The following is a 26,322-nucleotide window of genomic DNA, read 5'->3' as shown; positions in this document are numbered from 1 at the left end:
CGTTCGTGACGCAAACTTTCGGTTCGTGTCGTCTTCACAGTCACCGCAATCTGTGCTCAATCGAGTCGCAGATTGCTTGGGTGTTATATGGTCAAGCCTCACGGGCAATTAGTATTGGTTAGCTCAACGCCTCACAGCGCTTACACACCCAACCTATCAACGTCGTAGTCTTCGACGGCCCTTCAGGGAACTCAAGGTTCCAGTGAGATCTCATCTTGAGGCAAGTTTCCCGCTTAGATGCTTTCAGCGGTTATCTTTTCCGAACATAGCTACCCGGCAATGCCACTGGCGTGACAACCGGAACACCAGAGGTTCGTCCACTCCGGTCCTCTCGTACTAGGAGCAGCCCCTCTCAAATCTCAAACGTCCACGGCAGATAGGGACCGAACTGTCTCACGACGTTCTAAACCCAGCTCGCGTACCACTTTAAATGGCGAACAGCCATACCCTTGGGACCGGCTTCAGCCCCAGGATGTGATGAGCCGACATCGAGGTGCCAAACACCGCCGTCGATATGAACTCTTGGGCGGTATCAGCCTGTTATCCCCGGAGTACCTTTTATCCGTTGAGCGATGGCCCTTCCATACAGAACCACCGGATCACTAAGACCTACTTTCGTACCTGCTCGACGTGTCTGTCTCGCAGTCAAGCGCGCTTTTGCCTTTATACTCTACGACCGATTTCCGACCGGTCTGAGCGCACCTTCGTACTCCTCCGTTACTCTTTAGGAGGAGACCGCCCCAGTCAAACTACCCACCATACACTGTCCTCGATCCGGATAACGGACCTGAGTTAGAACCTCAAAGTTGCCAGGGTGGTATTTCAAGGTTGGCTCCACGCAGACTGGCGTCCACGCTTCAAAGCCTCCCACCTATCCTACACAAGCAAATTCAAAGTCCAGTGCAAAGCTATAGTAAAGGTTCACGGGGTCTTTCCGTCTAGCCGCGGATACACTGCATCTTCACAGCGATTTCAATTTCACTGAGTCTCGGGTGGAGACAGCGCCGCCATCGTTACGCCATTCGTGCAGGTCGGAACTTACCCGACAAGGAATTTCGCTACCTTAGGACCGTTATAGTTACGGCCGCCGTTTACCGGGGCTTCGATCAAGAGCTTCGCTTGCGCTAACCCCATCAATTAACCTTCCGGCACCGGGCAGGCGTCACACCCTATACGTCCACTTTCGTGTTTGCAGAGTGCTGTGTTTTTAATAAACAGTCGCAGCGGCCTGGTATCTTCGACCGGCGTGGGCTTACGCAGTAAATGCTTCACCCTCACCGGCGCACCTTCTCCCGAAGTTACGGTGCCATTTTGCCTAGTTCCTTCACCCGAGTTCTCTCAAGCGCCTTGGTATTCTCTACCCAACCACCTGTGTCGGTTTGGGGTACGGTTCCTGGTTACCTGAAGCTTAGAAGCTTTTCTTGGAAGCATGGCATCAACCACTTCGTGTTCTAAAAGAACACTCGTCATCAGCTCTCGGCCTTGAGATCCCGGATTTACCTAAGATCTCAGCCTACCACCTTAAACCTGGACAACCAACGCCAGGCTGGCCTAGCCTTCTCCGTCCCTCCATCGCAATAACCAGAAGTACAGGAATATTAACCTGTTTTCCATCGACTACGCTTTTCAGCCTCGCCTTAGGGACCGACTAACCCTGCGTCGATTAACGTTGCGCAGGAAACCTTGGTCTTTCGGCGTGGGTGTTTTTCACACCCATTGTCGTTACTCATGTCAGCATTCGCACTTCTGATACCTCCAGCAAGCTTCTCAACTCACCTTCACAGGCTTACAGAACGCTCCTCTACCGCATCATCAAAAGATGATACCCGTAGCTTCGGTGCATGGTTTGAGCCCCGTTACATCTTCCGCGCAGGCCGACTCGACTAGTGAGCTATTACGCTTTCTTTAAAGGGTGGCTGCTTCTAAGCCAACCTCCTAGCTGTCTAAGCCTTCCCACATCGTTTCCCACTTAACCATGACTTTGGGACCTTAGCTGACGGTCTGGGTTGTTTCCCTTTTCACGACGGACGTTAGCACCCGCCGTGTGTCTCCCATGCTCGGCACTTGTAGGTATTCGGAGTTTGCATCGGTTTGGTAAGTCGGGATGACCCCCTAGCCGAAACAGTGCTCTACCCCCTACAGTGATACATGAGGCGCTACCTAAATAGCTTTCGAGGAGAACCAGCTATCTCCGAGCTTGATTAGCCTTTCACTCCGATCCACAGGTCATCCGCTAACTTTTCAACGGTAGTCGGTTCGGTCCTCCAGTCAGTGTTACCTAACCTTCAACCTGCCCATGGATAGATCGCCCGGTTTCGGGTCTATTCCCAGCGACTAGACGCCCTATTAAGACTCGCTTTCGCTACGCCTCCCCTATTCGGTTAAGCTTGCCACTGAAAATAAGTCGCTGACCCATTATACAAAAGGTACGCAGTCACCCAACAAAGTGGGCTCCCACTGCTTGTACGCATACGGTTTCAGGATCTATTTCACTCCGCTCTCCGCGGTTCTTTTCGCCTTTCCCTCACGGTACTGGTTCACTATCGGTCAGTCAGTAGTATTTAGCCTTGGAGGATGGTCCCCCCATATTCAGACAAGGTTTCTCGTGCCCCGTCCTACTCGATTTCATTGCAAAGAGACTTTCGCGTACAGGGCTATCACCCACTATGGCCGCACTTTCCAGAGCGTTCCGCTACTCTCAATCCAACTTAAGGGCTGGTCCCCGTTCGCTCGCCACTACTAAGGGAATCTCGGTTGATTTCTTTTCCTCAGGGTACTTAGATGTTTCAGTTCCCCTGGTTCGCTCCATACACCTATGTATTCAGTGTAAGGTAACCATCTTATGATGGCTGGGTTCCCCCATTCAGACATCTCCGGATCACAGTCTGTTTGCCGACTCCCCGAAGCTTTTCGCAGGCTACCACGTCTTTCATCGCCTCTGACTGCCAAGGCATCCACCGTATGCGCTTCTTCACTTGACCATATAACCCCAAGCAATCTGGTTATACTGTGAAGACGACATTCGCCGAAAGTTTGTTCTCACAAACTTTACCTTAGCCTGTTCACCACCAGTGAAAGTGGTCAACAGTCTATTTCTTTCTATCACATACCCAAATTTTTAAAGAACGATCTAATCAAAGACTAGAAATCAACATTCATCATCCAGCGGATGGAATGCTCATTTCTAAGCTTTCAAACAGAAGCAGTAAATGGTGGAGCCAAGCGGGATCGAACCGCTGACCTCCTGCGTGCAAGGCAGGCGCTCTCCCAGCTGAGCTATGGCCCCGTAACCGGGTGTCGTACGCGCTCTGACCAATTTCACCAGGTAACTGGTGGGTCTGGGCAGATTCGAACTGCCGACCTCACCCTTATCAGGGGTGCGCTCTAACCAACTGAGCTACAGACCCAATATAGGGTGTGCAAAGCAAAAGCTGCTTCTAATCGTCTTCTTCAATGAATCAAGCAATTCGTGTGGGTGCTTATGGCGCAGCTGAGTCGTCGATTAAGGAGGTGATCCAGCCGCAGGTTCCCCTACGGCTACCTTGTTACGACTTCACCCCAGTCATGAATCACACCGTGGTAACCGTCCTCCCGAAGGTTAGACTAGCTACTTCTGGTGCAACCCACTCCCATGGTGTGACGGGCGGTGTGTACAAGGCCCGGGAACGTATTCACCGCGACATTCTGATTCGCGATTACTAGCGATTCCGACTTCACGCAGTCGAGTTGCAGACTGCGATCCGGACTACGATCGGTTTTGTGAGATTAGCTCCACCTCGCGGCTTGGCAACCCTCTGTACCGACCATTGTAGCACGTGTGTAGCCCAGGCCGTAAGGGCCATGATGACTTGACGTCATCCCCACCTTCCTCCGGTTTGTCACCGGCAGTCTCCTTAGAGTGCCCACCATTACGTGCTGGTAACTAAGGACAAGGGTTGCGCTCGTTACGGGACTTAACCCAACATCTCACGACACGAGCTGACGACAGCCATGCAGCACCTGTCTCAATGCTCCCGAAGGCACTCCTCTATCTCTAAAGGATTCATTGGATGTCAAGGCCTGGTAAGGTTCTTCGCGTTGCTTCGAATTAAACCACATGCTCCACCGCTTGTGCGGGCCCCCGTCAATTCATTTGAGTTTTAACCTTGCGGCCGTACTCCCCAGGCGGTCAACTTAATGCGTTAGCTGCGCCACTAAAATCTCAAGGATTCCAACGGCTAGTTGACATCGTTTACGGCGTGGACTACCAGGGTATCTAATCCTGTTTGCTCCCCACGCTTTCGCACCTCAGTGTCAGTATGAGCCCAGGTGGTCGCCTTCGCCACTGGTGTTCCTTCCTATATCTACGCATTTCACCGCTACACAGGAAATTCCACCACCCTCTGCCCTACTCTAGCTTGCCAGTTTTGGATGCAGTTCCCAGGTTGAGCCCGGGGATTTCACATTCAACTTAACAAACCACCTACGCGCGCTTTACGCCCAGTAATTCCGATTAACGCTTGCACCCTCTGTATTACCGCGGCTGCTGGCACAGAGTTAGCCGGTGCTTATTCTGTCGGTAACGTCAAAACAATAACGTATTAGGTTACTGCCCTTCCTCCCAACTTAAAGTGCTTTACAATCCGAAGACCTTCTTCACACACGCGGCATGGCTGGATCAGGCTTTCGCCCATTGTCCAATATTCCCCACTGCTGCCTCCCGTAGGAGTCTGGACCGTGTCTCAGTTCCAGTGTGACTGATCATCCTCTCAGACCAGTTACGGATCGTCGCCTTGGTGAGCCATTACCTCACCAACTAGCTAATCCGACCTAGGCTCATCTGATAGCGCAAGGCCCGAAGGTCCCCTGCTTTCTCCCGTAGGACGTATGCGGTATTAGCGTCCGTTTCCGAGCGTTATCCCCCACTACCAGGCAGATTCCTAGGCATTACTCACCCGTCCGCCGCTCTCAAGAGAAGCAAGCTTCTCTCTACCGCTCGACTTGCATGTGTTAGGCCTGCCGCCAGCGTTCAATCTGAGCCATGATCAAACTCTTCAGTTCAAACATCTAACTGGGTTTTGAGAAAACCCTAAACTTGGCTCAGCAATCGTTGGTTACATCGTTGATTTCTCGCGGAGTAACTTGGGTTGCTGATAATCTGTTGACTTCAGTCTCACACCACAAGCACCCACACGAATTGCTTGATTCAGTTGTTAAAGAGCGGTGGGTTGAGCCTTTCGTCTCAACCGAGGCGCGCATTCTACAGCGTCCTCTGTAACTGTCAAGCGATTATTTTCTGAAGTTTTCCAAGTTTCCTTATCAACTTCAATCACTTGCGCTTCGATCAACTCTGCGTTGCTCGTCAGCGGGAGGCGAATTCTACAGCGTTACAACCGCGTGTCAAACTCTTTTTTCTCACCGCTGTCGATTCAGACAAACTCGACCGACCTCCTCGCTGACCTCATTCGATAAACCCTTGTAACTTATTGAACTACAAGGCTTTTTCGTTTCCGTCTGCGCCGGAAGTGGGGCGAATTATAGACACCTCAACGAGCGCGTCAACCGTTATTTTCAAAAACCTGAGATCTATTTCACTGCTCCCAATAAACACGGGGTCAGATCAATCCAGGTCTCCATGACTTACAGACTGGGAAACGCAAACTGCGACGCCTCATGGCTCGCCCGGTGCGGCCAGCGCTGCGTAATTGCCTTGCGACGGGTATAGAAACGCACCCCGTCCGGCCCATAGGCGTGCAGATCGCCAAACAGCGAACGCTTCCAGCCACCAAAGCTGTGATAAGCAACAGGCACAGGCAAAGGCACATTGACCCCCACCATGCCTACTTCAATCTCGTCGCAGAACAGACGCGCCGCCTCCCCGTCGCGAGTGAAGATGCAGGTACCGTTGCCGTACTCGTGATCGTTGATCAGTTGCATGGCCGCTTCCAGGCTGTCGACACGCACAATGCACAGCACCGGCCCGAAGATCTCTTCCTTATAGATACGCATCTGCGGCGTGACGTTATCGAACAGGCACCCACCCATGAAGAAGCCTTGCTCATGACCGGCAACCTCAAGCCCGCGACCATCAACGACCAATGTCGCCCCGGACTGAACGCCATCCTCTATATAGCCGCTGACTTTTTCGCGATGCTGCCCCGTCACCAACGGCCCCATGTCCAGGCCACAGGTCGTCCCCGCACCAATCTTCAGGCTCTGAATCTGCGGAACCAGTTTCGCCACCAGCGCATCGGCGATCTGATCACCCACACAGACGGCAACCGAGATCGCCATGCAGCGCTCGCCGCACGAACCATAAGCGGCGCCCATCAAGGCACTGACCGCGTTGTCCAGGTCCGCATCCGGCATCAGCACCGCATGATTCTTCGCGCCGCCCAATGCCTGGACTCGCTTGCCTCGTGCTGCGCCTTCCTTATAGATGTATTCGGCGATAGGCGTGGAGCCGACAAAACTCAGCGCCTTGACTTCCGGCGCCTCGATCAGCGCGTCCACCGCCACCTTGTCGCCATGCACCACGTTGAGCACGCCTTTAGGCAGCCCTGCCTCATGCAGCAGCTCGGCAATCAGCAACGTGGAACTGGGATCGCGCTCGGACGGCTTGAGGATGAAGCAGTTGCCACAGACGATCGCCAGCGGGTACATCCACAAAGGCACCATCGCCGGGAAGTTGAAGGGCGTGATGCCCGCAACGATACCCAGCGGCTGGAAGTCAGACCATGCATCGATATTCGGCCCCACATTGCGGCTGTATTCACCCTTGAGGACTTCCGGCGCAGCGCAGGCGTATTCGACGTTCTCGATGCCGCGCTTCAACTCCCCCGCTGCGTCTTCCAAGGTCTTCCCGTGTTCTTCGCTGATCAGTTGAGCGATGCGGCCTTCGTTCTGCTCCAGCAATTGCTTGAAACGAAACATCACTTGAGCGCGTTTTGCAGGCGGCGTGTTACGCCATGCCGGAAAGGCTGCCTTGGCTGAATCGATCGCCCGCTGAACCGTTTCGCGACTGGCGAGCGCCACCTTGTGAATGGCCTGTCCGGTAGACGGATTGAACACATCGGCCGTACGTCCGTCATCGGAAACGAACTCACCGTGGATCAGGTGTTGAATGCTGCTCATGAAAAAAACTCCAAAAGGGTTTCCGGCAGGCGCGAATCACTCCGCGCCCGCTGCTTATATAAGAAGGGTGTCAGCGAGGATGATCAGTCGATGAGGTTCAGCGTTTCGCCCACTGCGTCGAACAGCCGATCCAGGTCCTCAGCCTTGCTGTTGAAGGTCGGCCCGAACTGCAGGGTGTCGCCGCCAAAGCGCACATAGAAGCCCGCTTTCCACAACTTCATCCCGGCCTCGAACGGCCGCACGATGGCATCACCGTCGCGCGGTGCGAGCTGGATAGCTCCGGCCAGCCCATAGTTGCGAATATCCACGACGTTCTTGCTGCCTTTGACGCCATGCAATGCGCTCTCGAAATGGGGGGCCATTTGCGCAGCCTGCTGCACCAGATTTTCGCGCTGCAACAACTCAAGCGCAGCCAGACCGGCAGCACAGGCCACCGGGTGCGCCGAGTAGGTGTAACCATGCGGGAATTCGACCGCGTATTCCGGCGTCGACTGGTTCATGAACGTCTGATAGATCTCACTGCTGGCAATCACGGCGCCCATCGGGATAGCACCGTTGGTGATCTGCTTGGCGATGCACATCAGGTCAGGTGTGACGCCGAAGCTTTCGGCACCGAACATCGAGCCGGTGCGGCCGAAGCCCGTGATGACTTCATCGAAGATCAGCAGGATGTTGTGCTGATCGCAGATTTCACGCAGACGCTTGAGATAACCCTGCGGCGGCACGATCACACCTGCCGAACCCGCCATCGGCTCGACAATCACCGCTGCAATGTTCGACGCGTCATGCAATTCGATCAGCTTGAGCATCTCGTCAGCCAATGCGATACCGCCTGCTTCCGGCATGCCCTTGGAGTACGCGTTACTGGCCAGCAGCGTATGCGGCAGATGATCGACATCCATCAACTGGCCGAACATTTTGCGGTTGCCGTTCACGCCACCCAGGCTGGTGCCTGCCACGTTCACGCCGTGATAACCACGTGCCCGCCCGATCATCTTGGTCTTGGTGGCCTGACCCTTGAGACGCCAATAGGCACGCACCATCTTCACGGCAGTGTCCGCGCACTCGGAGCCGGAGTTGGTATAGAAGACGTGATTGAGATTGCCCGGCGTCAGCTCGGTGATTTTTTCCGCGAGCTGAAACGATAACGGATGGCCAAACTGAAAGCCCGGTGAATAATCCAGCACGCCCAGTTGCTTGTAGACGGCCTCCTGGATTTCCTTGCGGGTATGCCCAGCTCCGCAGGTCCATAGCCCGGAAAGCGCATCGTAAATCTTGCGGCCCTTGTCGTCCGTCAGGTAACTGCCTTGCGCTGCAACGATCAGGCGCGGGTCGCGCTGGAAGTTGCGATTGGCTGTGTAGGGCATCCAGTGGGCATCAAGCTTCAGCTGACTGGCGACAGAAAGATCGGACGACTCGAGCATATTCATTGAAACGAACCTCGTGTGTGCTTGAGCAAGCAGTTATTTCAGTTAAGGTGCCATGGAGCCAAAGTCTGGAAAATCTGACTTTCACGATCTTTAGTTTGGTAGAGACTAAACAATGAGCACCCGTCGCACCGATCCTCTGGCACAAGTCAGCGACTTTGATATCCGACTCTTGCGCCTGTTTAAAAGCGTAGTCGAGGCTGGTGGCTTCTCGGCCGCGGAAAGTGCGCTCGGCATCGGTCGTTCTGCAATCAGTCAGCAGATGAGCGATCTGGAGCAACGCTTGGGTTTGCGTCTCTGCCAGCGTGGACGAGCGGGATTCTCGGTGACCGATGAGGGTAAAGAGGTTTATCAGTCGGCATTGCAGTTGCTGAGCGCGCTGGAAAGTTTTCGAACCGAGGTCAACGGCCTGCATCAGCATCTGCGCGGCGAGCTGAATATCGGGCTGACCGACAATCTGGTCACCATGCCCCATATGCGCATCACCCATGCCATTTCGCAGCTCAAGGAACGCGGCCCGGATGTGCACATCAACATCCGCATGAGCGCCCCGGCCGAAGTAGAACAGGGGGTACTCGAGGGCAAGCTGCATGTCGGTGTGGTGCCTCAGGTCAGCGCGCTGCCAGGTCTCGATTACCAGCCGCTGTATAGCGAGCGCTCGCTGCTGTATTGCGCAGTCGGCCATCCGCTGTTCCGTGCAGCCGATGCTTTGCTCGGCAGCGAGCACCTTGCCGAACAGGACGCCATTGCACCGACGTTCAGACTGCCCGCCGAGATTCAGGCCCATTATCAGGCGCTCAAATGCACCGCCAGCGCGTCGGATCGCGAGGGCATGGCGTTTCTGATCCTGACCGGGCGCTACATCGGTTATCTGCCGGACCATTACGCCAGCGCCTGGGTAAAGGAAGGCAGGCTGCGTGCCTTGAAACCGGACTCCCGGTTTTATGACCTGAGCCTGGTGACCGTGACGCGTAAAGGACGGCGCCCTCATTTGGTGCTGGAAAGCTTCATGGAAGGATTGGCTGCTACCCGATGAAACACTTCATCATGACAGCAGGAGAACGTGTGCCTACAAAAGCGACCCGTAATCACGGCAGACCCTTGATACCACAGGCGGTATCACACATCCCGTGACAATAACCTGAGCAGGTGGACAGCTTTTTGCATTGGATCCGGATAACGAAACGCCAGCTCATGGCGCCTCCCTCTGCCCCAAAGTCCGAGAGCCTGTCATGCAGCCCGAAACTTCCGACAACAGTGACCTGATCTACGGCCTCGACGACCGCCCCAAGCCACTGACGGCTACTCTTGCCGCACTGCAACACGTACTTGCCAGCTTCGTCGGCATCATCACCCCGCCACTGATTATCGGCTCCGCACTGGGTTTGAGCGCCTACCTGCCCTACCTGATCAGCATGGCGTTGATGGTGTCCGGCGTGGGCACTTTCATTCAGGCGCGCCGCCCGTTCGGCATCGGTGCCGGGATGATCTGCCTGCAAGGCACCAGCTTCGCCTTTCTCGGCGCGGTGCTGTCGGCGGGCTTTCTGGTCAAGCAGCGTGGTGGCAGCCCGGAAGACATCATGGCGATGATCTTCGGGGTGTGCTTTTTCGGCGCGCTGGTGCAGATCGTACTGAGCCGCTGCATCGGACAACTGCGCCGCGTCATCACGCCATTGGTAACCGGGATTGTGATCACGCTGATCGGTGTCAGCCTTATCAAGGTCGGCGTGACCGATCTGGGCGGCGGCTTCAATGCGCCCGATTTCGGTTCGCCGCTGAATCTGGCACTCGGGGTGTTCGTGCTGGTGGTGATCATCGCACTGAACCGATCCAACACGCCGTGGGTTCGCCTGTCGGGGATCATCATCGGCCTGGCCGTCGGCAGTCTGGCGGCGTGGTTCAGCGGCAAGCTCATCCCGCAACCGATTCATGACCTGCCGCTGATCAGCATTCCGGTGCCCTTTCGCTTCGGTTTCAGTTTTGACTGGAGCGCTTTCCTGCCCGTCGCGCTGATTTATCTGATCAGCAGCATCGAAACCGTCGGCGACCTGACCGCCAACTGCATGCTGGCCAGGCAACCTATCAGCGGACCGAGCTACGTGGCCAGGCTCAAGGGCGGCGTGCTCGGTGATGGCGTGAGTTGCATGCTCGCAGCCACGTTCAGCGCATTCCCCAACACCACCTTTGCCCAGAACAACGGTGTCATCCAGTTGACCGGCGTTGCCAGCCGTTACGTCGGCCTGTACATCGGTGCCGTGCTATTCATGCTGGGACTGTTTCCGCACATCGGCGCCATCGTTCAGCAGATTCCCAAACCGGTACTGGGCGGCGCAACGCTGGTGATGTTCGGCAGCGTCGCGGCGGCAGGCGTCCGGATTCTGGCTCAGTCGCCACTGGATCGACGCAGCATGCTGATCATTGCGACCTCATTCGGAGTAGGCCTGGGCATCGCCTCACAGCCCGCGCTGCTCCATCAGATGCCCAAGCTCGTGCAGAACCTGTTCGACTCGGCCATCACCAGCGGAGGCATCACGGCCATTCTGATGTGCCTGTTGATCCCTGAAAGCAAAGCCTGCGCCGACGTACAGACAACCGGCCAGGAAGCCGAACCCTTTGAGCCTCAACGATAATTTTCCAGTGCCCGTGCTTGCGGGATGGCCGCAGGTGCGTTATCTGTTCGTCCGTTGCGTCCCTTGACCTGCCCGGAACCGCCCATGACCCTCCAAGTCCCTGCGCACAACGCTCACGTTGCCAAGCCCGCCAGCCGCATTCGTCAGAAAAATGAAGAAGCGATCATCAAGGCCGCCGAAGACGAGTTTGCACGTCACGGTTTCAAGGGCACCAGCATGAACACCATCGCGCTGAAGGCCGGGCTGCCCAAAGCCAACCTGCACTACTACTTCACCAACAAGCTGGGGCTGTACATTGCAGTGTTGAGCAACATCATCGAACTGTGGGACAGCACCTTCAATACCCTCAGCGTTGAGGACGACCCCGCAGAAGCGCTGGCACGGTACATCCGCGCCAAGATGGAGTTTTCGCGCCGCCAGCCTCAGGCGTCGCGCATCTTTGCGATGGAAATCATCAGCGGCGGCGAATGCATGAGCGAATATTTCAGCCAGGATTACCGCTTGTGGTTCCAGGGCCGGGCAGCGGTTTTCAAGGCCTGGATCGACGCCGGCAAGATGGACCCGGTCGACCCGGTGCATCTGATCTTCCTGCTGTGGGGCAGCACCCAGCACTACGCCGACTTCGCGTCCCAGATATGCCGCGTCACCGGGCGTACACGCCTGACCAAACAGGACATGGACGAGGCCAGCGACAACCTGATCAGGATCATCGTCAAAGGCTGTGGGCTCAAGCCGCCAGCCTTGTAGAATTGGCACCTTGTCGCCAGCCGGATGCACGCATGCCTTTTACCCTTGTTGGCCCTTGCGAGTTTCGTGAAGAAATCCGCAAGAGCCGCTTCATCACCCTCGCCGCCCCCATCAGCAGCCCGACCGACGCGCAGGCGTTCATCGACCAGCACAGTGACCTGAACGCCACTCACAACTGCTGGGCCTGGAAACTCGGTGATCAATACCGCAGCAATGACGATGGCGAGCCGGGCGGCACCGCAGGCCGCCCGATTCTTGCGGCGATCGAGGCGCAGGGTTTCGATCAGGTCGTGGTGCTGGTCATTCGCTGGTACGGCGGTATCCAACTGGGAACCGGCGGTCTGGCTCGTGCCTACGGTGGTGGCGCCAACAAATGCCTGCAGCAGGCAGCACGTGTGGAGCTGGTCAACCGGCTGCCTTTCAACCTTGAGTGCAGCTTCAGCGAACTGGCGCTGGTCAAGGTTCGTCTGGCTGAATCGAGCGGCCTGGTTGAAGCCGAAAACTTCACCGCCAATGGCGTGGAAATGTCGATTGCCATCGGCCCTGAGCATGTGGAGAACTTCCAGCGGCAACTGGCTGACCTGAGTCGTGGCAGAATCGTCCTGCATCCGGCATCTACGCTGTAATCAAGGGTTCATCACGATGTGCACAGTTGCCCACATCTACTGTGCATCCGACTGTGGATAAGCTGAGCACATACCGCTGCAAGCCTTGTCGGGCAAGCGATGCAGGCGATTGATCACTTTTTGAACAATACACCGTGATACGTGTGAAACCGTTGATAAAACAGCGATTTAAACGCGCTTAGCACCTTCGGAATCCAAGCGCTTCGGCGTTATGCCCGGTTCGATGCGTTTCACACAAGAACTGTGGAGCAACCTGTGGATAACAGGTGCAAGGGTGTCGCAGCGGCTTGGCAGCTCGCGCTCGCTGACAACTGTACGTTTTTTGATCAAATACAGTGAGCCAATTTGGCCCTCGCCGCCGATACGCACGCCCCGAACTGGTGCTGAAACACCGCAAGTGTCTGCGGGAACCTCCAGACATTCTCCTCACAGGCCTTATTCAGGGCCGCCCGACAAAAGCTGACCCCCTGGCCAGGATTTTGCTTTATCCACGGGCGACCCACTCCTGCCTCAGAGCCTGACATGCCAAACCACGCGAAACCTGCGCGTCTTCAGTTACGCCATATCACCAAACAGTACCCCGGCTGTCTGGCAAACGACGCTGTCGACCTGACCATCCAGCCCGGAGAAATCCACGCGTTGCTGGGCGAGAACGGCGCGGGCAAAAGCACGTTGATGAAGATCATCTACGGCGTGACGCAACCGGACTCCGGCACCATTGTCTGGCAAGGTCAGCCGCAGATCATGCGCAACCCGGCACAGGCCAGAAGCCTGGGCATCGGCATGGTATTCCAGCATTTTTCGCTGTTCGAAACCTTGAGTGTGGCGCAGAACATCGCGCTGGCCATGGGTGCGGCAGCCGGTACACCGAAACAACTGGAACCCCGTATCCGCGAAGTCTCGCAGCGCTATGGCATGGCGCTGGAGCCACAGCGACTGGTGCACAGTCTGTCGATTGGCGAGCGGCAAAAGGTGGAAATCATTCGCTGCCTGATGCAGGACATCCGCCTGTTGATTCTCGATGAACCCACCTCGGTGCTGACGCCGCTGGAAGCCGAAGAGCTGTTCGTCACCTTGCGGCATCTGGCCTCTGAAGGCTGCAGCATCCTGTTCATCAGCCACAAGCTGGGCGAGGTCCGGGCCCTTTGTCACAGCGCCACGGTGTTGCGAAACGGCAAAGTGTCGGGGCACTGCATTCCGGCAGAGTGCTCGGATCTGGAACTGGCGCGTCTGATGGTCGGCGATGCAGAAGGCCTGACGGCACAGTATGAAAAAGTCGCCGGTGCGGCACCATTTCTGCGGGTCGAGCGACTGTCGTGGCACAACCCCGATCCATTTGGCTGCTCCTTGAAAGACCTCAGTCTGGAGGTGCGCAGCGGCGAGATCGTCGGCATCGCAGGCGTGGCGGGCAATGGACAGGACGAGTTGCTGGCCCTGCTCAGCGGTGAACAGGTATTGCCCCGCGCCCAGGCCGCCACGCTGCGTTTCGCTGACACACCGGTGGGCCACCTGCGGCCCGATGCCAGACGCAAGCGCGGTCTGGCCTTTGTGCCCGCCGAACGTCTGGGTCACGGCGCGGTGCCGGAACTGAGCCTGGCGGATAACGCGCTGCTCACAGCATTTCAGCAAGGTCTGGTCAGCAAAGGCCTGATTCAGCGCGGCAAGGTTCGGGCATTGGCCGACGAGATCATCCGCCGCTTTGCAGTAAAGACGCCGGACACCCAGACCGCCGCGCGCAGCCTCTCGGGCGGCAACCTGCAAAAATTCATTCTGGGGCGCGAAATCATGCAGAACCCCAAACTGCTGGTCGCTGCGCACCCGACCTGGGGCGTGGACGTCGGCGCGGCGGCTGCCATCCATCGCGCACTCATTGCCTTGCGCGATGCCGGCGCAGCGATTCTGGTGATCTCCGAAGATCTGGACGAGCTGTTCCAGATCAGCGACCGCCTCGCCGCGCTGAGCGGTGGACAACTTTCCCACCTGATCCCGACCGGACAGACCAGCACCGTGCAGATTGGCGGCTGGATGGCAGGTCAGTTCGATCATTCTCATACCCAGGCCCAATTGCCGGGTTAACGGAGCAAAACATGCTGCTTTCTCTGGAACCGCGCGGCCAGCAATCGCGCGCCATGCTGTGGTGCTCTCCCCTGCTGGCGGCCGTGTTGACGCTGGTCTGCGGGTCGCTGCTGTTCATCGCCCTGGGGCTCGATCCCTGGGTGACCTTGCACACCTTGTTGATCGCACCGGTCAGCGACCTGTACGGCCTGTCGGAACTGATGGTCAAGACGTTGCCGATCCTGCTTTGTGCACTGGGGCTGGCGGTCGCCTATCAGGCGCGCATCTGGAACATCGGCGCTGAAGGCCAACTGCTGCTGGGCGCTCTGGCGGGCAGCGCTGTTGCGGTCAACATCATCGAGATGGAAAGCCGCTGGGCGCTGGTGATGGTCCTGATGGCGGGCACGCTGGCCGGTGCAGCATGGGCAGGCGTAACGGCCTGGTTGCGTACGCATTTCAATGCCAATGAAATCCTCACCAGCATCATGCTCAATTACATCGCCTTGAACCTGCTGCTGTATTTCGTGCACGGGCCGCTCAAGGATCCCGCAGGCATGAACTTCCCGGAATCAGCGACCTTCGGCGATGCCAGCCGCCTGCCGCTATTGATGGAAGACGGCCGCGCTCACGTCGGCGTGTATTTCGCACTGTTGGCGTTGGTGGCGGTGTGGGTCTTGCTGCAACGCAGTTTCATCGGTTTCCAGATCAAGGTACTGGGGCTGGACAAACGCGCTGCCGGGTTCGTCGGCTTTCGTGAGAAGCGTCTGGTGTGGCTGGCCTTGTTGATCAGCGGCGCACTGGCAGGGCTCGCAGGCGTTTCGGAAGTCACCGGTCCCATCGGGCAACTGGTGCCGCAGGTGTCTCCGGGTTATGGCTACGCGGCGATTACCGTGGCATTTCTGGGGCGCCTCAATCCGATCGGCATTCTGTTCTCCAGCCTGTTGATCGCCCTGCTGTATCTGGGTGGCGAAAGCGCGCAGATGACCCTGAACCTGCCGCCCGCCATTACCCAGTTGTTTCAGGGGATGATGCTGTTCTTCCTGCTGGCCTGCGACGTACTGATTCTTTACCGCCCACGCCTGAAGATGCGCTGGGCCAAGCGTCAGATGACGCCTGTTGTAGGAGCCGCGTGATGGATATCGATCTGCTGAGCAATATTTTCTACGCCATGGTGCGATGCGGCACCCCGCTGCTGCTGGTCGCGCTGGGTGAGCTGATCTGTGAAAAGAGCGGCGTGATCAACCTCGGTCAGGAAGGCATGATGCTGTTTGGCGCGGTGATCGGCTTCATCATCGCCCTGAGCACCGGCAACCTGTGGCTGGGCGTGCTGCTGGCGATGCTCGCAGGCATGCTGCTGTCGGCACTGTTCGCGCTGGTTGCGCTGGTGTTCAACGCCAATCAGGTGGCCACGGGTCTGGCGCTGACCATCTTCGGCGTCGGGCTGTCGAGTTTTGTCGGCGCGGCATGGGTCGGCAAGCCGCTCAGCGGTTTCGAGCCGGTTGCGATTCCCTTTCTAAGCGACATCCCGCTGATTGGTCGCATGCTGTTCGCCCAGGATTTGCTGGTCTACCTGTCCTTCGCCCTGTTTGCACTGGTCGCCTGGGCGCTGCTGAAGAGTCGAATCGGACTGATCATTCAGGCGGTCGGCGAAAACCCCGATGCTGCCAGTGCGATGGGCCTGCCCGTGTTGCGGGTTCGCACCCTCGCCGTGCTGTTTGGTGGCGCAATGGCTGGATTGGCAGGTGCCTATCTGTCGCTTGCCTACACGCCGATGTGGGCCGAAAACATGAGCGCCGGACGCGGCTGGATCGCCCTGGCGCTGGTGGTCTTCGCCAGCTGGCGCGTCTGGCGTCTGCTGCTGGGCGCTTACCTGTTCGGCCTGGCCAGCATCCTGCATTTGGTCGCTCAAGGCATCGGCCTGGCAATCCCGTCCAATCTGCTGGCCATGCTGCCCTACCTCGCCACCATCATCGTTCTGGTGCTGCTGTCGCGCGATGCATTGCGCACCCGGTTGTATGCGCCGGTTTCGCTGGGGCAGCCTTGGCGGGCGGGGCATTGATAGAAGAAGAGATGATTCGGCAGGCAGGGCCGCAACGTTCAGGCTTGGCTTACGCACAACCATGAGCCAAGCTTGATCACTGCCCATGGGATGAGCAATTCGTCGCTCAACGGTTGGCTTTCAATCTGAACGAAGTCGGCGACCGCGTTGCCGAAACCGAAACGGCTTTCCGAATCCTCTTTTCAATCTGCCAAGGAGTTTTTTCATGACGACCAAAACCGCGCTGATCATCGGTGCTTCGCGTGGCCTGGGGCTTGGGCTGGTTCAACGCCTGACTGAACAGGGCTGGAAGGTCACGGCAACGGTGCGTGATCCGCAGAATGCCGACAATCTGAAAGCCATCGAAGGCGTACGCATTGAAGCAGTGGACATTGATGACACCGCTTCGCTGGAAGTGCTGGTCCAGAAGCTGAAGGGGGAAGTGTTCGATGTGCTGTTCGTCAATGCCGGGATCATGGGGCCTAAACACCAGAGCGCGGCTCAGGCGACGGCCGCCGAACTGGGTCAGCTGTTTCTGACCAATGCCATTGCGCCGATCCGGCTGGCCGAACGCTTCGTCGACCATATTCGTCCTGAAACCGGCGTACTGGCGTTCATGAGTTCGGTGCTGGGCAGTGTTGCCTGCCCTGAAGGCGAGACCATGACGCTGTATAAAGCCAGCAAGGCCGCGCTCAACTCGATGACCAACAGCTTTGTGGTGCAACTGCCAGAACCACGCCCGACCGTGCTGTCGCTGCATCCGGGCTGGGTCAAGACCGATATGGGTGGCGAGAATGCCGCCATTGACGTGCAGACCAGCACCACCGGGCTGGTGGAACAGCTCAACGCCTATGCGGGCAAGGGCGGGCATCACTTCATCAACTATAAGGGCGAGACGATTGCCTGGTAAGTGATCAAGAGCGGGCGCGGAGCATCCTGGGCGGTATTTCCACGCAGAGCGTGAGTAACGATCAATTGTCCGACTCCACACTGATCGTGCTCATCGCTCCGCGTGGGTATGCATCCCGTGACGCTCCGCGTCACAAATGGCACAGACTGCGGATTCAGTGAGCCGAGCGCATGACGTGGATAACGCTGGAGCTTGGACCCACATCTGCGCCACATTCGAGAGCGGACGCGGAGCGTCCTGAGAGGCATTCCCACGCAGAGCGATGGGAACGATCAGCGTGATCTCAAGCACGCCGATCACGCGCAGAGCGTGAGGAACGATCAATTGTCTGACTCCACACTGATCGTGCCCATCGCTCCGCGTGAGCATGCATCTCGTGACGCTCCGCGTCACACGCACTTTCACGCGCAACTTGATTAAAAACTGATCACTTCAGTAAACTCCACGACCTTGCCGAGGCGCTGTCTGTCTCGCACCCTGGATCAGCAGACAGGGCAACACTGAGCTGGCTAACCCTGAACCCATTTTCAGAGGAGCCGGCCCATGTCCGCGATACGTATCTGGTTGAAAAATCCCCTTGCTGTGTTCACCGCCAATGACCTCGACGCCCGCGGCGGGCTGGTCATCGAAGGCGGTGTCATTACTGAAGTACTCGCAGCCGGGCAACAACCTGCCCTGCCCTGCGATCAGGTATTCGACGCGCGCGAGCATGTGGTGCTGCCGGGCCTGATCAACACTCACCATCACTTCTATCAAACCCTGACCCGTGCCTGGGCGCCGGTGGTCAATCAACCGCTGTTTCCGTGGCTCAAGACGCTCTATCCGGTCTGGGCGCGGCTGACGCCTGAAAAACTCGCCGTCGCCAGCAAAGTCGCATTGACCGAACTGTTGCTGTCGGGCTGTACGACCGCTGCCGATCATCACTACCTGTTTCCGGACGGGCTGGAACAGGCCATCGACGTGCAGGTGCAAAGCGTTCGCGATTTGGGCATGCGCGCCATGCTCACTCGCGGCTCCATGAGTCTGGGCGAAGCGGACGGCGGTCTGCCGCCGCAACAGACCGTGCAGCAGGGTGAGGTGATTCTGGCCGACAGTCAGCGTCTGATCGAGACCTACCATGAGCGCGGCGACGGTGCGCAGATCCAGATCGCCCTTGCGCCCTGCTCACCGTTTTCCGTCACACCGCAGATCATGGCTGAAAGTGCCGCACTGGCTGAAAAGCTCGACGTGCGCTTGCACACCCATCTGGCCGAAACCCTCGACGAAGAAGACTTCTGCCTGCAGCGTTTCGGCCTGCGCACCGTCGACTATCTCGACAGCGTCGGCTGGCTCGGCCCGCGCACCTGGCTGGCCCACGGCATTCATTTCAATCCTGATGAAATCGAGCGACTGGGCTCGGCAGGCACCGGTATTTGCCACTGCCCGAGTTCCAACATGCGCCTGGCGTCCGGCATCTGTCCGACGCTGGATCTGATCGCCGCAGGCGCGCCGCTCGGGCTGGGCGTCGACGGTTCGGCGTCCAACGACGCCTCGAACATGATGCTGGAAGCCCGACAGGCGCTGTACCTGCAACGGTTGCGTTACGGCGCAGAGAAGATCACTCCGGAACTCGTACTGGGCTGGGCCACCAAGGGCTCGGCACAACTGCTGGGGCGCACTGACATTGGTGAACTGGCGGTCGGCAAGCAGGCAGACCTGGCGCTGTTCAAACTCGACGAACTGCGTTTTTCCGGCAGCCACGATCCGTTGTCGGCGCTGCTGCTGTGCGGCGCAGACCGCGCGGATCGGGTCATGATTGCAGGACGCTGGCGGGTGATCGACGGTCAGGTCGAAGGGCTGGATTTGCAACAACTGATTGCCGAGCATCGTCAGGCGGCACGGGAACTGATTCAAGGCTGAGGCCAGACCAGTAAAGCTGTGAACGGATCGACACCTACTGCGGTGTTGATCCGCTAGAGTGTCGCCTCCCCAGCCGCCAGGCGAGACATCATGTCTACCAGCCCTCCCTCTTCAAGCCCTCCCGAAGATGACAAAAGTCTGTCGGTCCTGCTGCTGGGACTGGCCTGGCAGCTTTTGCTGCTGATAGGGCCTGCCGCGCTGCTCACGATGCTGCCGCCCTGGCAGGGATTGCTGATCGTACTCGGCCTGGCCGCCACCACCGGTTTGTGTGTATGGGCCGGCTGGAAAGGTATTACCAGCCCACTCACATCACTGAGTGTCAGCGCCATGATTGGCCTGGGGCTGAGCCTGGGTCGCGTGCTGCCCAATTACTGGAATGTACTGGTCGCTCTGTTCACGATCATAGTGGGCCTGAACCTGCTTCAAAGATGGGAAAGCAAACTGGGCATCGCCGAACCCTCCGAGGGCAAAAAAGAGGGCGAGAACACGCCACCATCGTTTCGTCAGCGCAGCTACGAAACAAGCAATAGCGCCTGGGGCGGCCAGGAACCGGAACGCACCCCCGAAGGCGAGCCAATTCGCGTCTTCAATATGGGTGAGATCGCCATGGGCGGGCCGGTCTATATGGATTACCTGTTTCCCGATGGCGTGCTGCTTCAAGGCATAGGAGCTTCAGCCCGGTTTTCCATCGACGGCCGTTACTTCGCTGCTACCGTGCCTTCCCGTCAGGCTTGGGGCTTGGTCATTCTGGACCGCCAGATGCGCCGGGTGTATCACTGTGATAACGACGTGTTCTGGGAGCTGGACACATTCTCCGCGACCGATCTGAGCGGGCGCATCAGCCCGCTGGTGGATAACCGGGCCTCCACGATCAAGCTGCAGGACGTGCTCAAGTCTGCCCGGGTCGTCGACATGATGCCGATTGTGGATATCTGGATCGAGCCGTCGGCGCGGCCCCAGGACGCTGCCGCCGAACGAATAGAACGCAACGGCCCCCATGACCGGCATCGCATCGAAGGTCATTTGCGCATGCCCGCCAGCCTGCGCGATCTGGAGCAACCGCTGGACGCGTTGCGCTACCCGGCCTATCAACTGAGCCTGGACGGCCGGGAAAGCGATCTGTTTTTCTACGCGGACGATTCGATCATCTGGCGCGAGGACGGCAAGGCGCTGTGTGTCATGGCGCAACGGGCCGACGACGAAGAGAAAAAGTACTGGTGCTGGCAACCTAGAACTGGATGGCAGGCACTGGCCGAGCCGTGGGTGACCAGCAACCGGGAGATATCGCTCAACTGGCACGCACCGCTAGCCCTGGACGAGCATGATCTGCGCGTCGAAGGCTATCTGGCGTTCGAATGCCCGGATCGCGGCCGCTATGGCTACAGCTTGCGATGCATTCACAGCGACACGGAAATTCAGACTGGGCACGATGCCCAAGGCCAACTGCAGGGCGGTGAGCGGAAACTGACCGGAGTTCGTCTGGTCGTCCCGCTGGCTGGCAAGGGCGAGCGCGGCATGAGCAGCATCGAGACCGAGCCGTTGCTGGAAGGGCAGCGCGCCCGGCTGAGTTGGCACATGGACAACGCAGTCGATCTGGGTGGTTACCGCTGTCGCATCGCAGACTGGGAACTGCCGGGGTTGTGGCTGCTTGAGCATCGGGTTTCGGACTGTCAGCGATATCTGGCGTTGATCCCGTTCACCGAGTACCCGGCCAGCCCCGGCAAGGTCGTGGTGATCGACCTACTCAAGCGCCGCCGTCTGGAAGGGCCGCCCATGGAAGTGGTTCATCTCATGGACGTGCGCGAGGGCAAGCTCTCGGTCATCACCGTAGCCGGACGGTTGACGGACGCCTGTGAAAGCACAGCCTTGCAGCGTTACGACCAACCCGCTCCACCTGTCGGGCAGGCGGCAGACTTCTGGGATTACCGCGAGGGTTCTCGTCCGTACTATCAGATCGTCGAGTTGGAAATCGGCGACGATGCCCTGCGTGCGCTGCCGCAATGGCGAACGGTACAAATCCCTCAGGCCGCCAATGCGGATGGAGATTTCGTGCAGCCCGCACCGGGCAACAGCGACTCCGCCTGGCTGTTCGGCTGCGAAACCGAGTACGCCGACAGCTGGATGCGCAGAAGCGTTTGCCGCCTGGGTGGTCATCTGCTGACCGCGTCCGGATGCGCCATCAAGGACCTTGCTCCGTCGATGATCTGGTCGCCCGACGCCCGCTACCTGGCCCTCACCCGCTTGCACGTGGAACCGGAAAGCCGCTGGGAGTTGTTGCTGCTGGATGTGCAGGAACGAACACTGCGCACCTTTCCCTACTCCCCGGGCAACCGGCCGCAATTCGAGAGCTTCGACAATGGAAAGCTCAAGGTGCGGGCATTCGAGCGGGATTGGGCGTCAGACGTTGATCGCGACACAGGCCGCGTCAGCTCGACCAGCCTGGACAGCTTGCTGAAGCTACCGGCGTTGACGCTGATCGAGTGCGAAGGACTGTGGCTCATGCCAGGACAGGAAACGGACGCAGGGCTCTGGCGAGCGCTGGACAGGACGGCATTAACGCAGTTTGCGCTAGCTCGCTGATCGTTCCACACGCTCTGCGTTGGCACGATCAGCGTAAAGCTGCTCAAAGCCCCAGGCACGACAACATGATGAACGTCGCGAACAGCACGAAGTGGGTCATGCCCTCGATGGCGTTCGTTTCGCCGTCGTTGAGGTTGATCGCGCTGACCAGCAGGGTGATCGCGATCATCACGGTCTGCACCGGCGTCATGGCCATCTGGAAAGGCTGGCCGCTGTAGAGCGCCATGGCTTCCATTACCGGAACGGTCAGGATCACCGTGGACAGCGACGCACCCAGCGCGATGTTGACCACCGACTGCATGCGGTTGGCGAGTGCGGCACGCAAGGCTGTGAGGATTTCAGGTGACGCGGAAATGGCGGCGACCAGAATCGCCGTCATGACCGGCGGCGCGCCGGTGCCTTCAAGCCCCAGGTCGACGGTTTTGGACATGACTTCGGCCAGCGCACCAATGACCACCACGCCGACCACCAGGGTGGCGATGGAACGGGTCAGGTTGACAGGCTCGCCATGCTCCTCGGGCTGATCCTTGCGCTTTTTCTTGTCCGGGTAGCTGTAGCTGAAGAAGTAGCTGTGCGGCCCGACCTGCATGCGCAGGAACAAGGCATAGAGCAGAATCATCGCGCCGATGGTGAAGGCCGAATACAGCTTCCAGTTCGCCTCGGGAATGAACTCGGGGACCATCATGGACACGCCCATCGCGGTCATGATCATCACGCTGTAGGTGCGCGCCGAATCGTCGTTGTACGACTGCTCGCCGTGCTTGAGACCACCCATCAGCGCGGCCAGGCCCAGAATGCCGTTGATGTCGAGCATCACAGCGGAATAGATGGTGTCGCGCACCAGCGTCGGTGATGGCTCGTTGCTCATCATGATCGCCAGGATCACCACTTCGACCAGCACTGCCGACAGCGTCAGGATCATCGTGCCGTACGGATCGCCCACTTTCTCGGCGAGCATTTCGGCGTGATGCGCCACCCGCAGCGATGCGCAGACGATGAAGCCGACCAGCGCCAGACCGGCCACCAGAGCAACTGTCTGACCGTTGCCCAGCAACGTGTGCTCCAGCGGATAGGCGACAAAAGTGGCGATGATCGCCAGTAGTAAAAATTTTTCCTGCTTGAGCAAAGCGCCCATGTTTGTTCCCCAAACCCTTGCGACACATCGCCGCGGATGTATATGAAGGTGTCTGTCATTGAAGCCGTTCAGAGTGCGGGGTGTGACAAAAGGTTTCAAAAAATGCCCCGAATGGGAACGCCACCCATGCGTAAATGACTTTTGATCCCGTCGTCACGATGTGAAATAGTGCCCGCCGTTTTCTTCGCGACCTTTCTGGCGTGCCTGTTCGCGGCCAGGTTTGCGTGAATGGGTCTTCGCGGTTCCGTTTCAGTGATTCCGTTTCAGTAACAAAAGGACATTCGTCATGCGTGCTTTTCGACTGACATCTCTGCTGGCCGGCAGTCTGCTGGCGGCCATGGCTTGCGCCACCCAGGCAGCGCCTATCGACATTGATGACGGCCAGCACAAGGTTCACTTGCCCGATGCGCCCAAGCGCGTGGTGGTGCTGGAGTTTTCCTTTCTCGACAGTCTGGCCTCGGTCGGCGTGACGCCCGTAGGCGCCGCCGATGATGGCGATGCCAACCGCGTGCTGCCCAAGGCGCGCAAGGCCGTTGGCGAATGGCAGTCGGTAGGCCTTCGTTCGCAGCCGAATATAGAAGTCATCGCACGCCTGAAGCCGGACCTGATCATTGCCGACCTGGGTCGTCATCAGGCGCTATATAACGATCTGAAAAGCCTGGCCCCCACGCTGATGCTGCCATCGCGTGGCGAAGACTATGAAGGCAGCCTGAAATCCGCCGAGCTGATCGGCACTGCGCTGGGCAAAGGCCCGCAGATGCAGGCGCGTATCGCTGAAAACCGCGAGCATCTGAAAGTGGTCGCTGCGCAAATCCCGGCCGACACCAAAGTGCTGTTCGGCGTCGCCCGTGAAGACAGCTTCTCGGTGCATGGCCCGCACTCTTATGCAGGCAGCGTGTTGAAGGCCATCGGCCTGCAGGTGCCGGAAGTGCGCAAGAACGCCGCGCCGACCGAGTTCGTCAGCCTTGAGCAATTGCTGGCGCTGGATCCGGGCTGGCTGCTGGTCGGGCACTATCGTCGCCCGAGTCTGGTGGACAGCTGGAGCAAGCAGCCGCTGTGGCAGGTACTGAGTGCGGTGCGCAACAAACAGGTCGCCGAAGTGGATGGCGACAGCTGGGCGCGCAATCGCGGCATCATGGCGTCCGAGCAGATTGCCGATGACGCGCTTGCAGTCCTCAAGGGCGGCAAGGCCGTGATCAACCCTTAAATGCGTCGCTGGCTGATGGCGAGCGTGATCGCCGCAGGTTGTCTGGGCCTGTTCTGGATGTCGCTGTTCGCCCTGTCGCCCTTCACCATCCGACAGATCGACGCCTGGAACGGGTTGTTCACGCTGGGCCGCGAGGGCGGCAACATTGCCTACATCGTCGCGCAACTGCGCGTACCGCGAGCCTTGTGTGCGGCGCTGGTCGGCGCCTGTCTCGGCGTGGCCGGAGCCTTGATGCAAGGCATCACCCGCAATCGGCTGGCCTCCCCGTCTCTGTTCGGGGTGACAGCGGGCGCGGCGCTGGGTCTGGCGCTGTTTTCCACAGGGCTGATTGCCCTGCCCTTCCCCGGCGGTGCATTACTGATGACCTGCCTGGGTGGCGCTCTGGCGTGGATCACGGTGTTCAGCCTCGGCGGCGCGTGGTCGCCTGCCACATCGCAAGGCCGACTGGTGCTGGCGGGCGTGGCGGTGGCGGCGTTGTGCGCGGCGCTGACCCGCCTGACCGTGATTCTCGTTGAAGCCCAGGCGCAAAGCGTCCTGAACTGGCTGGCCGGTTCGCTGGCCAACGTCGGCGCAGAACAGCTGCAACTGCTGTGGCCCTGCACACTGATCGGCGTCGTGCTGGCGATTGCCTGCGCGCCACGCCTGAACCTGATCAACCTTGGCGAGGACGCCGCCCGTTCCCTGGGTGTGCGCATCGGCGCGCTGCGCCTGCTGGTGTTCGTGGTCAGTCTGGTGCTGGTCGGCGCCAGTGTCTGCGCCGTCGGCCCCATTGGTTTTGTCGGCCTGATCGCGCCGAACATTGCCCGCCAATGGCTGGGCAACGATTACCGCTGGCTGATCCCGGTCAGCGCCGGGCTGGGCGCCGCCATCGTGCTGGCGTCCGACCTGATCAGCCGCGCCGTGGCGTTCCCGGTCGAAACGCCAGCGGGCGTGGTGACGGCATTGATTGGTGCGCCGTTCTTTCTGTTTCTGGCGAGGCGCGCGCTATGAGCCAGCCTCGCTCAAGACTGCTGATCCTGATCGGCCTGTTGCTGCTGGCACTGTTGCTGAGCCTGAGTGCGGGTACGGTCTGGCTGACACCGGGCGCGGTGCTCGACCATCTGATCGCTCATGACAGCAAAGACTTCGAAGTTTGGAACCACCGATTGCCGCGAGGTCTGATTGCCATTGTCACCGGCTGTGCGTTCGGCCTGGCCGGTGCCATCGTGCAGGGCGTGATCCGCAACCCGCTGGCCTCGCCGGAAATCCTTGGCGTGACACAAGGCGCGGGGCTGGCGCTGACCATCGCGATCATCGGTTTTCCGCATTTGCCGGTCTCCGTGCTGCCGTTCGTGGCGTGTCTGGGCGGTGCGGGCGGCGCGCTGTTGCTGGCGCTGTACAACACCGGCGTGCAGTTTTCCGGTGTGCGTTTCGCACTCTCGGGTGTGGCCATTGCCGTCACGCTGTCGAGCATCACCGAGTTTCTGATTCTGTCCAATCCGCTGGACATCAACACCGCCCTGCTGGCGCTGACCGGCAGCCTGTGGAGCCGCAACTGGCACCACGTGCTGCTGGCCGTGCCGTTGCTGATTCTGATCCCGGTCTCGCTGTTGCTGGCCAAGCCGCTGAACCTGATCGGTCTGGGTGACGAAGCGGCGCAGAGCCTGGGCACCGGTCTTACGCGCACACGCTGGCTGGCGATGGGCAGTGCGGTGCTGCTGACCAGCATGGGCGTCGGGATCATCGGCCCAATCAGCTTTGTCGGGCTGGTCGCGCCGCACATGGCCCGTCGATTGGTCGGCGGTCATCATCAGTTCCTGCTGCCCGCCTCCATGGTGCTGGGCGCGTTGCTGCTGGTACTGGCCGACACGCTCGGTCGCACGCTGATCGCCCCCAGCGAGATCCCGGCAGGGATTCTCACGGCGGTGATCGGCGCTCCGTATTTCCTGTGGCTGCTGGCCCGATTCAAAGGTTGA

At 58.9% G+C, this 26,322-nt stretch carries 16 protein-coding genes, 2 tRNA genes and 2 rRNA genes; 13 read left to right on the top strand and 7 right to left on the bottom strand.

Annotated elements, in window-relative coordinates; genetic code table 11:
• Positions 1-87: 87 nt before the first annotated feature.
• From CFBP1590_RS04405 to aptA, 6 genes are all read right to left on the bottom strand, one after another.
• Positions 88-2,981, bottom strand: a 23S ribosomal RNA gene (locus CFBP1590_RS04405).
• Positions 2,982-3,210: 229 nt separating this feature from the next.
• A tRNA-Ala gene (locus CFBP1590_RS04400) sits at positions 3,211-3,286 on the bottom strand.
• A 44-nt stretch (positions 3,287-3,330) separates the two neighbouring features.
• Positions 3,331-3,407, bottom strand: a tRNA-Ile gene (locus CFBP1590_RS04395).
• A gap of 96 nt (positions 3,408-3,503) precedes the next feature.
• Positions 3,504-5,040, bottom strand: a 16S ribosomal RNA gene (locus CFBP1590_RS04390).
• Together the 16S and 23S rRNA genes with 2 tRNA genes alongside form the textbook arrangement of a ribosomal RNA operon.
• A gap of 579 nt (positions 5,041-5,619) precedes the next feature.
• Entirely contained in the window at positions 5,620-7,113 is a 1,494-nt protein-coding gene (locus CFBP1590_RS04380; RefSeq protein WP_088234538.1) for a CoA-acylating methylmalonate-semialdehyde dehydrogenase, read from the bottom strand.
• An 83-nt stretch (positions 7,114-7,196) separates the two neighbouring features.
• Entirely contained in the window at positions 7,197-8,543 is a 1,347-nt protein-coding gene (aptA, locus tag CFBP1590_RS04375; RefSeq protein WP_029243546.1) for an omega-aminotransferase AptA, read from the bottom strand.
• A 112-nt stretch (positions 8,544-8,655) separates the two neighbouring features.
• On the opposite strand from aptA, the gene CFBP1590_RS04370 reads away from it, so the two are divergent.
• From CFBP1590_RS04370 to CFBP1590_RS04325, 10 genes are all read left to right on the top strand, one after another.
• The gene (locus CFBP1590_RS04370; RefSeq protein WP_054540893.1) at positions 8,656-9,576 is read left to right on the top strand and encodes a LysR family transcriptional regulator; all 921 of its coding nucleotides are present in this window, start codon (positions 8,656-8,658) and stop codon (positions 9,574-9,576) included.
• Between the two features lie 196 nt (positions 9,577-9,772).
• A complete protein-coding gene (locus tag CFBP1590_RS04365; protein WP_088234537.1) occupies positions 9,773-11,170 on the top strand; it encodes a uracil-xanthine permease family protein in 1,398 nt (465 codons plus the stop codon).
• An 84-nt stretch (positions 11,171-11,254) separates the two neighbouring features.
• Positions 11,255-11,917, top strand: coding sequence for a TetR/AcrR family transcriptional regulator (locus CFBP1590_RS04360; protein WP_088234536.1), 663 nt, complete (start codon positions 11,255-11,257; stop codon positions 11,915-11,917).
• 32 nt (positions 11,918-11,949) lie between these two features.
• Positions 11,950-12,543 carry an IMPACT family protein gene (locus CFBP1590_RS04355; RefSeq protein WP_088234535.1) on the top strand — a complete coding sequence of 198 codons (594 nt, stop codon included), beginning with the start codon at positions 11,950-11,952 and terminating at the stop codon, positions 12,541-12,543.
• Between the two features lie 522 nt (positions 12,544-13,065).
• A complete protein-coding gene (locus tag CFBP1590_RS04350) occupies positions 13,066-14,619 on the top strand; it encodes an ABC transporter ATP-binding protein (protein ID WP_088234534.1) in 1,554 nt (517 codons plus the stop codon).
• Between the two features lie 11 nt (positions 14,620-14,630).
• Positions 14,631-15,731 (top strand): ABC transporter permease, encoded by a 1,101-nt coding sequence (locus tag CFBP1590_RS04345; protein ID WP_088234533.1) that lies wholly within the window; start codon positions 14,631-14,633, stop codon positions 15,729-15,731.
• The gene (locus CFBP1590_RS04340; RefSeq protein WP_054540888.1) at positions 15,731-16,657 is read left to right on the top strand and encodes an ABC transporter permease; all 927 of its coding nucleotides are present in this window, start codon (positions 15,731-15,733) and stop codon (positions 16,655-16,657) included. The genes CFBP1590_RS04345 and CFBP1590_RS04340 overlap by 1 nt, the downstream gene beginning before the upstream one ends.
• A gap of 205 nt (positions 16,658-16,862) precedes the next feature.
• Positions 16,863-17,546 carry an SDR family oxidoreductase gene (locus CFBP1590_RS04335; protein WP_029243538.1) on the top strand — a complete coding sequence of 228 codons (684 nt, stop codon included), beginning with the start codon at positions 16,863-16,865 and terminating at the stop codon, positions 17,544-17,546.
• A 543-nt stretch (positions 17,547-18,089) separates the two neighbouring features.
• Positions 18,090-19,445 carry an 8-oxoguanine deaminase gene (locus CFBP1590_RS04330; protein ID WP_088234532.1) on the top strand — a complete coding sequence of 452 codons (1,356 nt, stop codon included), beginning with the start codon at positions 18,090-18,092 and terminating at the stop codon, positions 19,443-19,445.
• Between the two features lie 90 nt (positions 19,446-19,535).
• Positions 19,536-22,025, top strand: a complete 2,490-nt coding sequence (locus CFBP1590_RS04325) for a hypothetical protein (protein ID WP_088234531.1) — start codon at positions 19,536-19,538, stop codon at positions 22,023-22,025.
• A 43-nt stretch (positions 22,026-22,068) separates the two neighbouring features.
• On the opposite strand, the gene CFBP1590_RS04320 is transcribed toward CFBP1590_RS04325, so the two are convergent.
• On the bottom strand, positions 22,069-23,160 hold the full coding sequence (locus CFBP1590_RS04320; protein ID WP_054540884.1) for a calcium:cation antiporter: 1,092 nt from the start codon (positions 23,158-23,160) through the stop codon (positions 22,069-22,071).
• Positions 23,161-23,446: 286 nt separating this feature from the next.
• Here CFBP1590_RS04320 and CFBP1590_RS04315 point away from each other — a divergent pair, with 286 nt between their 5' ends.
• The 3 genes from CFBP1590_RS04315 to CFBP1590_RS04305 are packed head-to-tail and all read left to right on the top strand — an operon-like array spanning position 23,447 to position 26,322.
• Complete coding sequence (locus tag CFBP1590_RS04315) at positions 23,447-24,367, top strand: Fe(3+) dicitrate ABC transporter substrate-binding protein (protein WP_088234530.1); 921 nt, start codon at positions 23,447-23,449, stop codon at positions 24,365-24,367.
• On the top strand, positions 24,368-25,357 hold the full coding sequence (gene fecC / locus CFBP1590_RS04310; protein ID WP_025995910.1) for an iron-dicitrate ABC transporter permease FecC: 990 nt from the start codon (positions 24,368-24,370) through the stop codon (positions 25,355-25,357).
• On the top strand, positions 25,354-26,322 hold the full coding sequence (locus CFBP1590_RS04305; protein WP_088234529.1) for an iron chelate uptake ABC transporter family permease subunit: 969 nt from the start codon (positions 25,354-25,356) through the stop codon (positions 26,320-26,322). Before fecC ends, CFBP1590_RS04305 begins: the two co-directional genes overlap by 4 nt.

The organism is Pseudomonas viridiflava, from assembly GCF_900184295.1.
Lineage (GTDB): Bacteria > Pseudomonadota > Gammaproteobacteria > Pseudomonadales > Pseudomonadaceae > Aquipseudomonas > Aquipseudomonas viridiflava.
Note: the sequence above shows the minus strand (reverse complement) of the source record. Positions and strands in the feature narration are given on the sequence as shown.

What these genes read in the sequence shown, in the direction of transcription:
- aptA (WP_029243546.1), bottom strand. Translation starts at nt 8,543, where the DNA reads ATGAATATGCTCGAGTCGTCCGATCTTTCTGTCGCCAGTCAGCTGAAG.
- CFBP1590_RS04365 (WP_088234537.1), top strand. Translation starts at nt 9,773, where the DNA reads ATGCAGCCCGAAACTTCCGACAACAGTGACCTGATCTACGGCCTCGAC.
- CFBP1590_RS04370 (WP_054540893.1), top strand. Translation starts at nt 8,656, where the DNA reads ATGAGCACCCGTCGCACCGATCCTCTGGCACAAGTCAGCGACTTTGAT.
- CFBP1590_RS04315 (WP_088234530.1), top strand. Translation starts at nt 23,447, where the DNA reads ATGCGTGCTTTTCGACTGACATCTCTGCTGGCCGGCAGTCTGCTGGCG.
- CFBP1590_RS04380 (WP_088234538.1), bottom strand. Translation starts at nt 7,113, where the DNA reads ATGAGCAGCATTCAACACCTGATCCACGGTGAGTTCGTTTCCGATGAC.
- CFBP1590_RS04305 (WP_088234529.1), top strand. Translation starts at nt 25,354, where the DNA reads ATGAGCCAGCCTCGCTCAAGACTGCTGATCCTGATCGGCCTGTTGCTG.
- CFBP1590_RS04320 (WP_054540884.1), bottom strand. Translation starts at nt 23,160, where the DNA reads ATGGGCGCTTTGCTCAAGCAGGAAAAATTTTTACTACTGGCGATCATC.
- CFBP1590_RS04355 (WP_088234535.1), top strand. Translation starts at nt 11,950, where the DNA reads ATGCCTTTTACCCTTGTTGGCCCTTGCGAGTTTCGTGAAGAAATCCGC.
- CFBP1590_RS04330 (WP_088234532.1), top strand. Translation starts at nt 18,090, where the DNA reads ATGTCCGCGATACGTATCTGGTTGAAAAATCCCCTTGCTGTGTTCACC.
- CFBP1590_RS04325 (WP_088234531.1), top strand. Translation starts at nt 19,536, where the DNA reads ATGTCTACCAGCCCTCCCTCTTCAAGCCCTCCCGAAGATGACAAAAGT.
- CFBP1590_RS04345 (WP_088234533.1), top strand. Translation starts at nt 14,631, where the DNA reads ATGCTGCTTTCTCTGGAACCGCGCGGCCAGCAATCGCGCGCCATGCTG.
- CFBP1590_RS04350 (WP_088234534.1), top strand. Translation starts at nt 13,066, where the DNA reads ATGCCAAACCACGCGAAACCTGCGCGTCTTCAGTTACGCCATATCACC.
- CFBP1590_RS04340 (WP_054540888.1), top strand. Translation starts at nt 15,731, where the DNA reads ATGGATATCGATCTGCTGAGCAATATTTTCTACGCCATGGTGCGATGC.
- CFBP1590_RS04360 (WP_088234536.1), top strand. Translation starts at nt 11,255, where the DNA reads ATGACCCTCCAAGTCCCTGCGCACAACGCTCACGTTGCCAAGCCCGCC.
- CFBP1590_RS04335 (WP_029243538.1), top strand. Translation starts at nt 16,863, where the DNA reads ATGACGACCAAAACCGCGCTGATCATCGGTGCTTCGCGTGGCCTGGGG.
- fecC (WP_025995910.1), top strand. Translation starts at nt 24,368, where the DNA reads ATGCGTCGCTGGCTGATGGCGAGCGTGATCGCCGCAGGTTGTCTGGGC.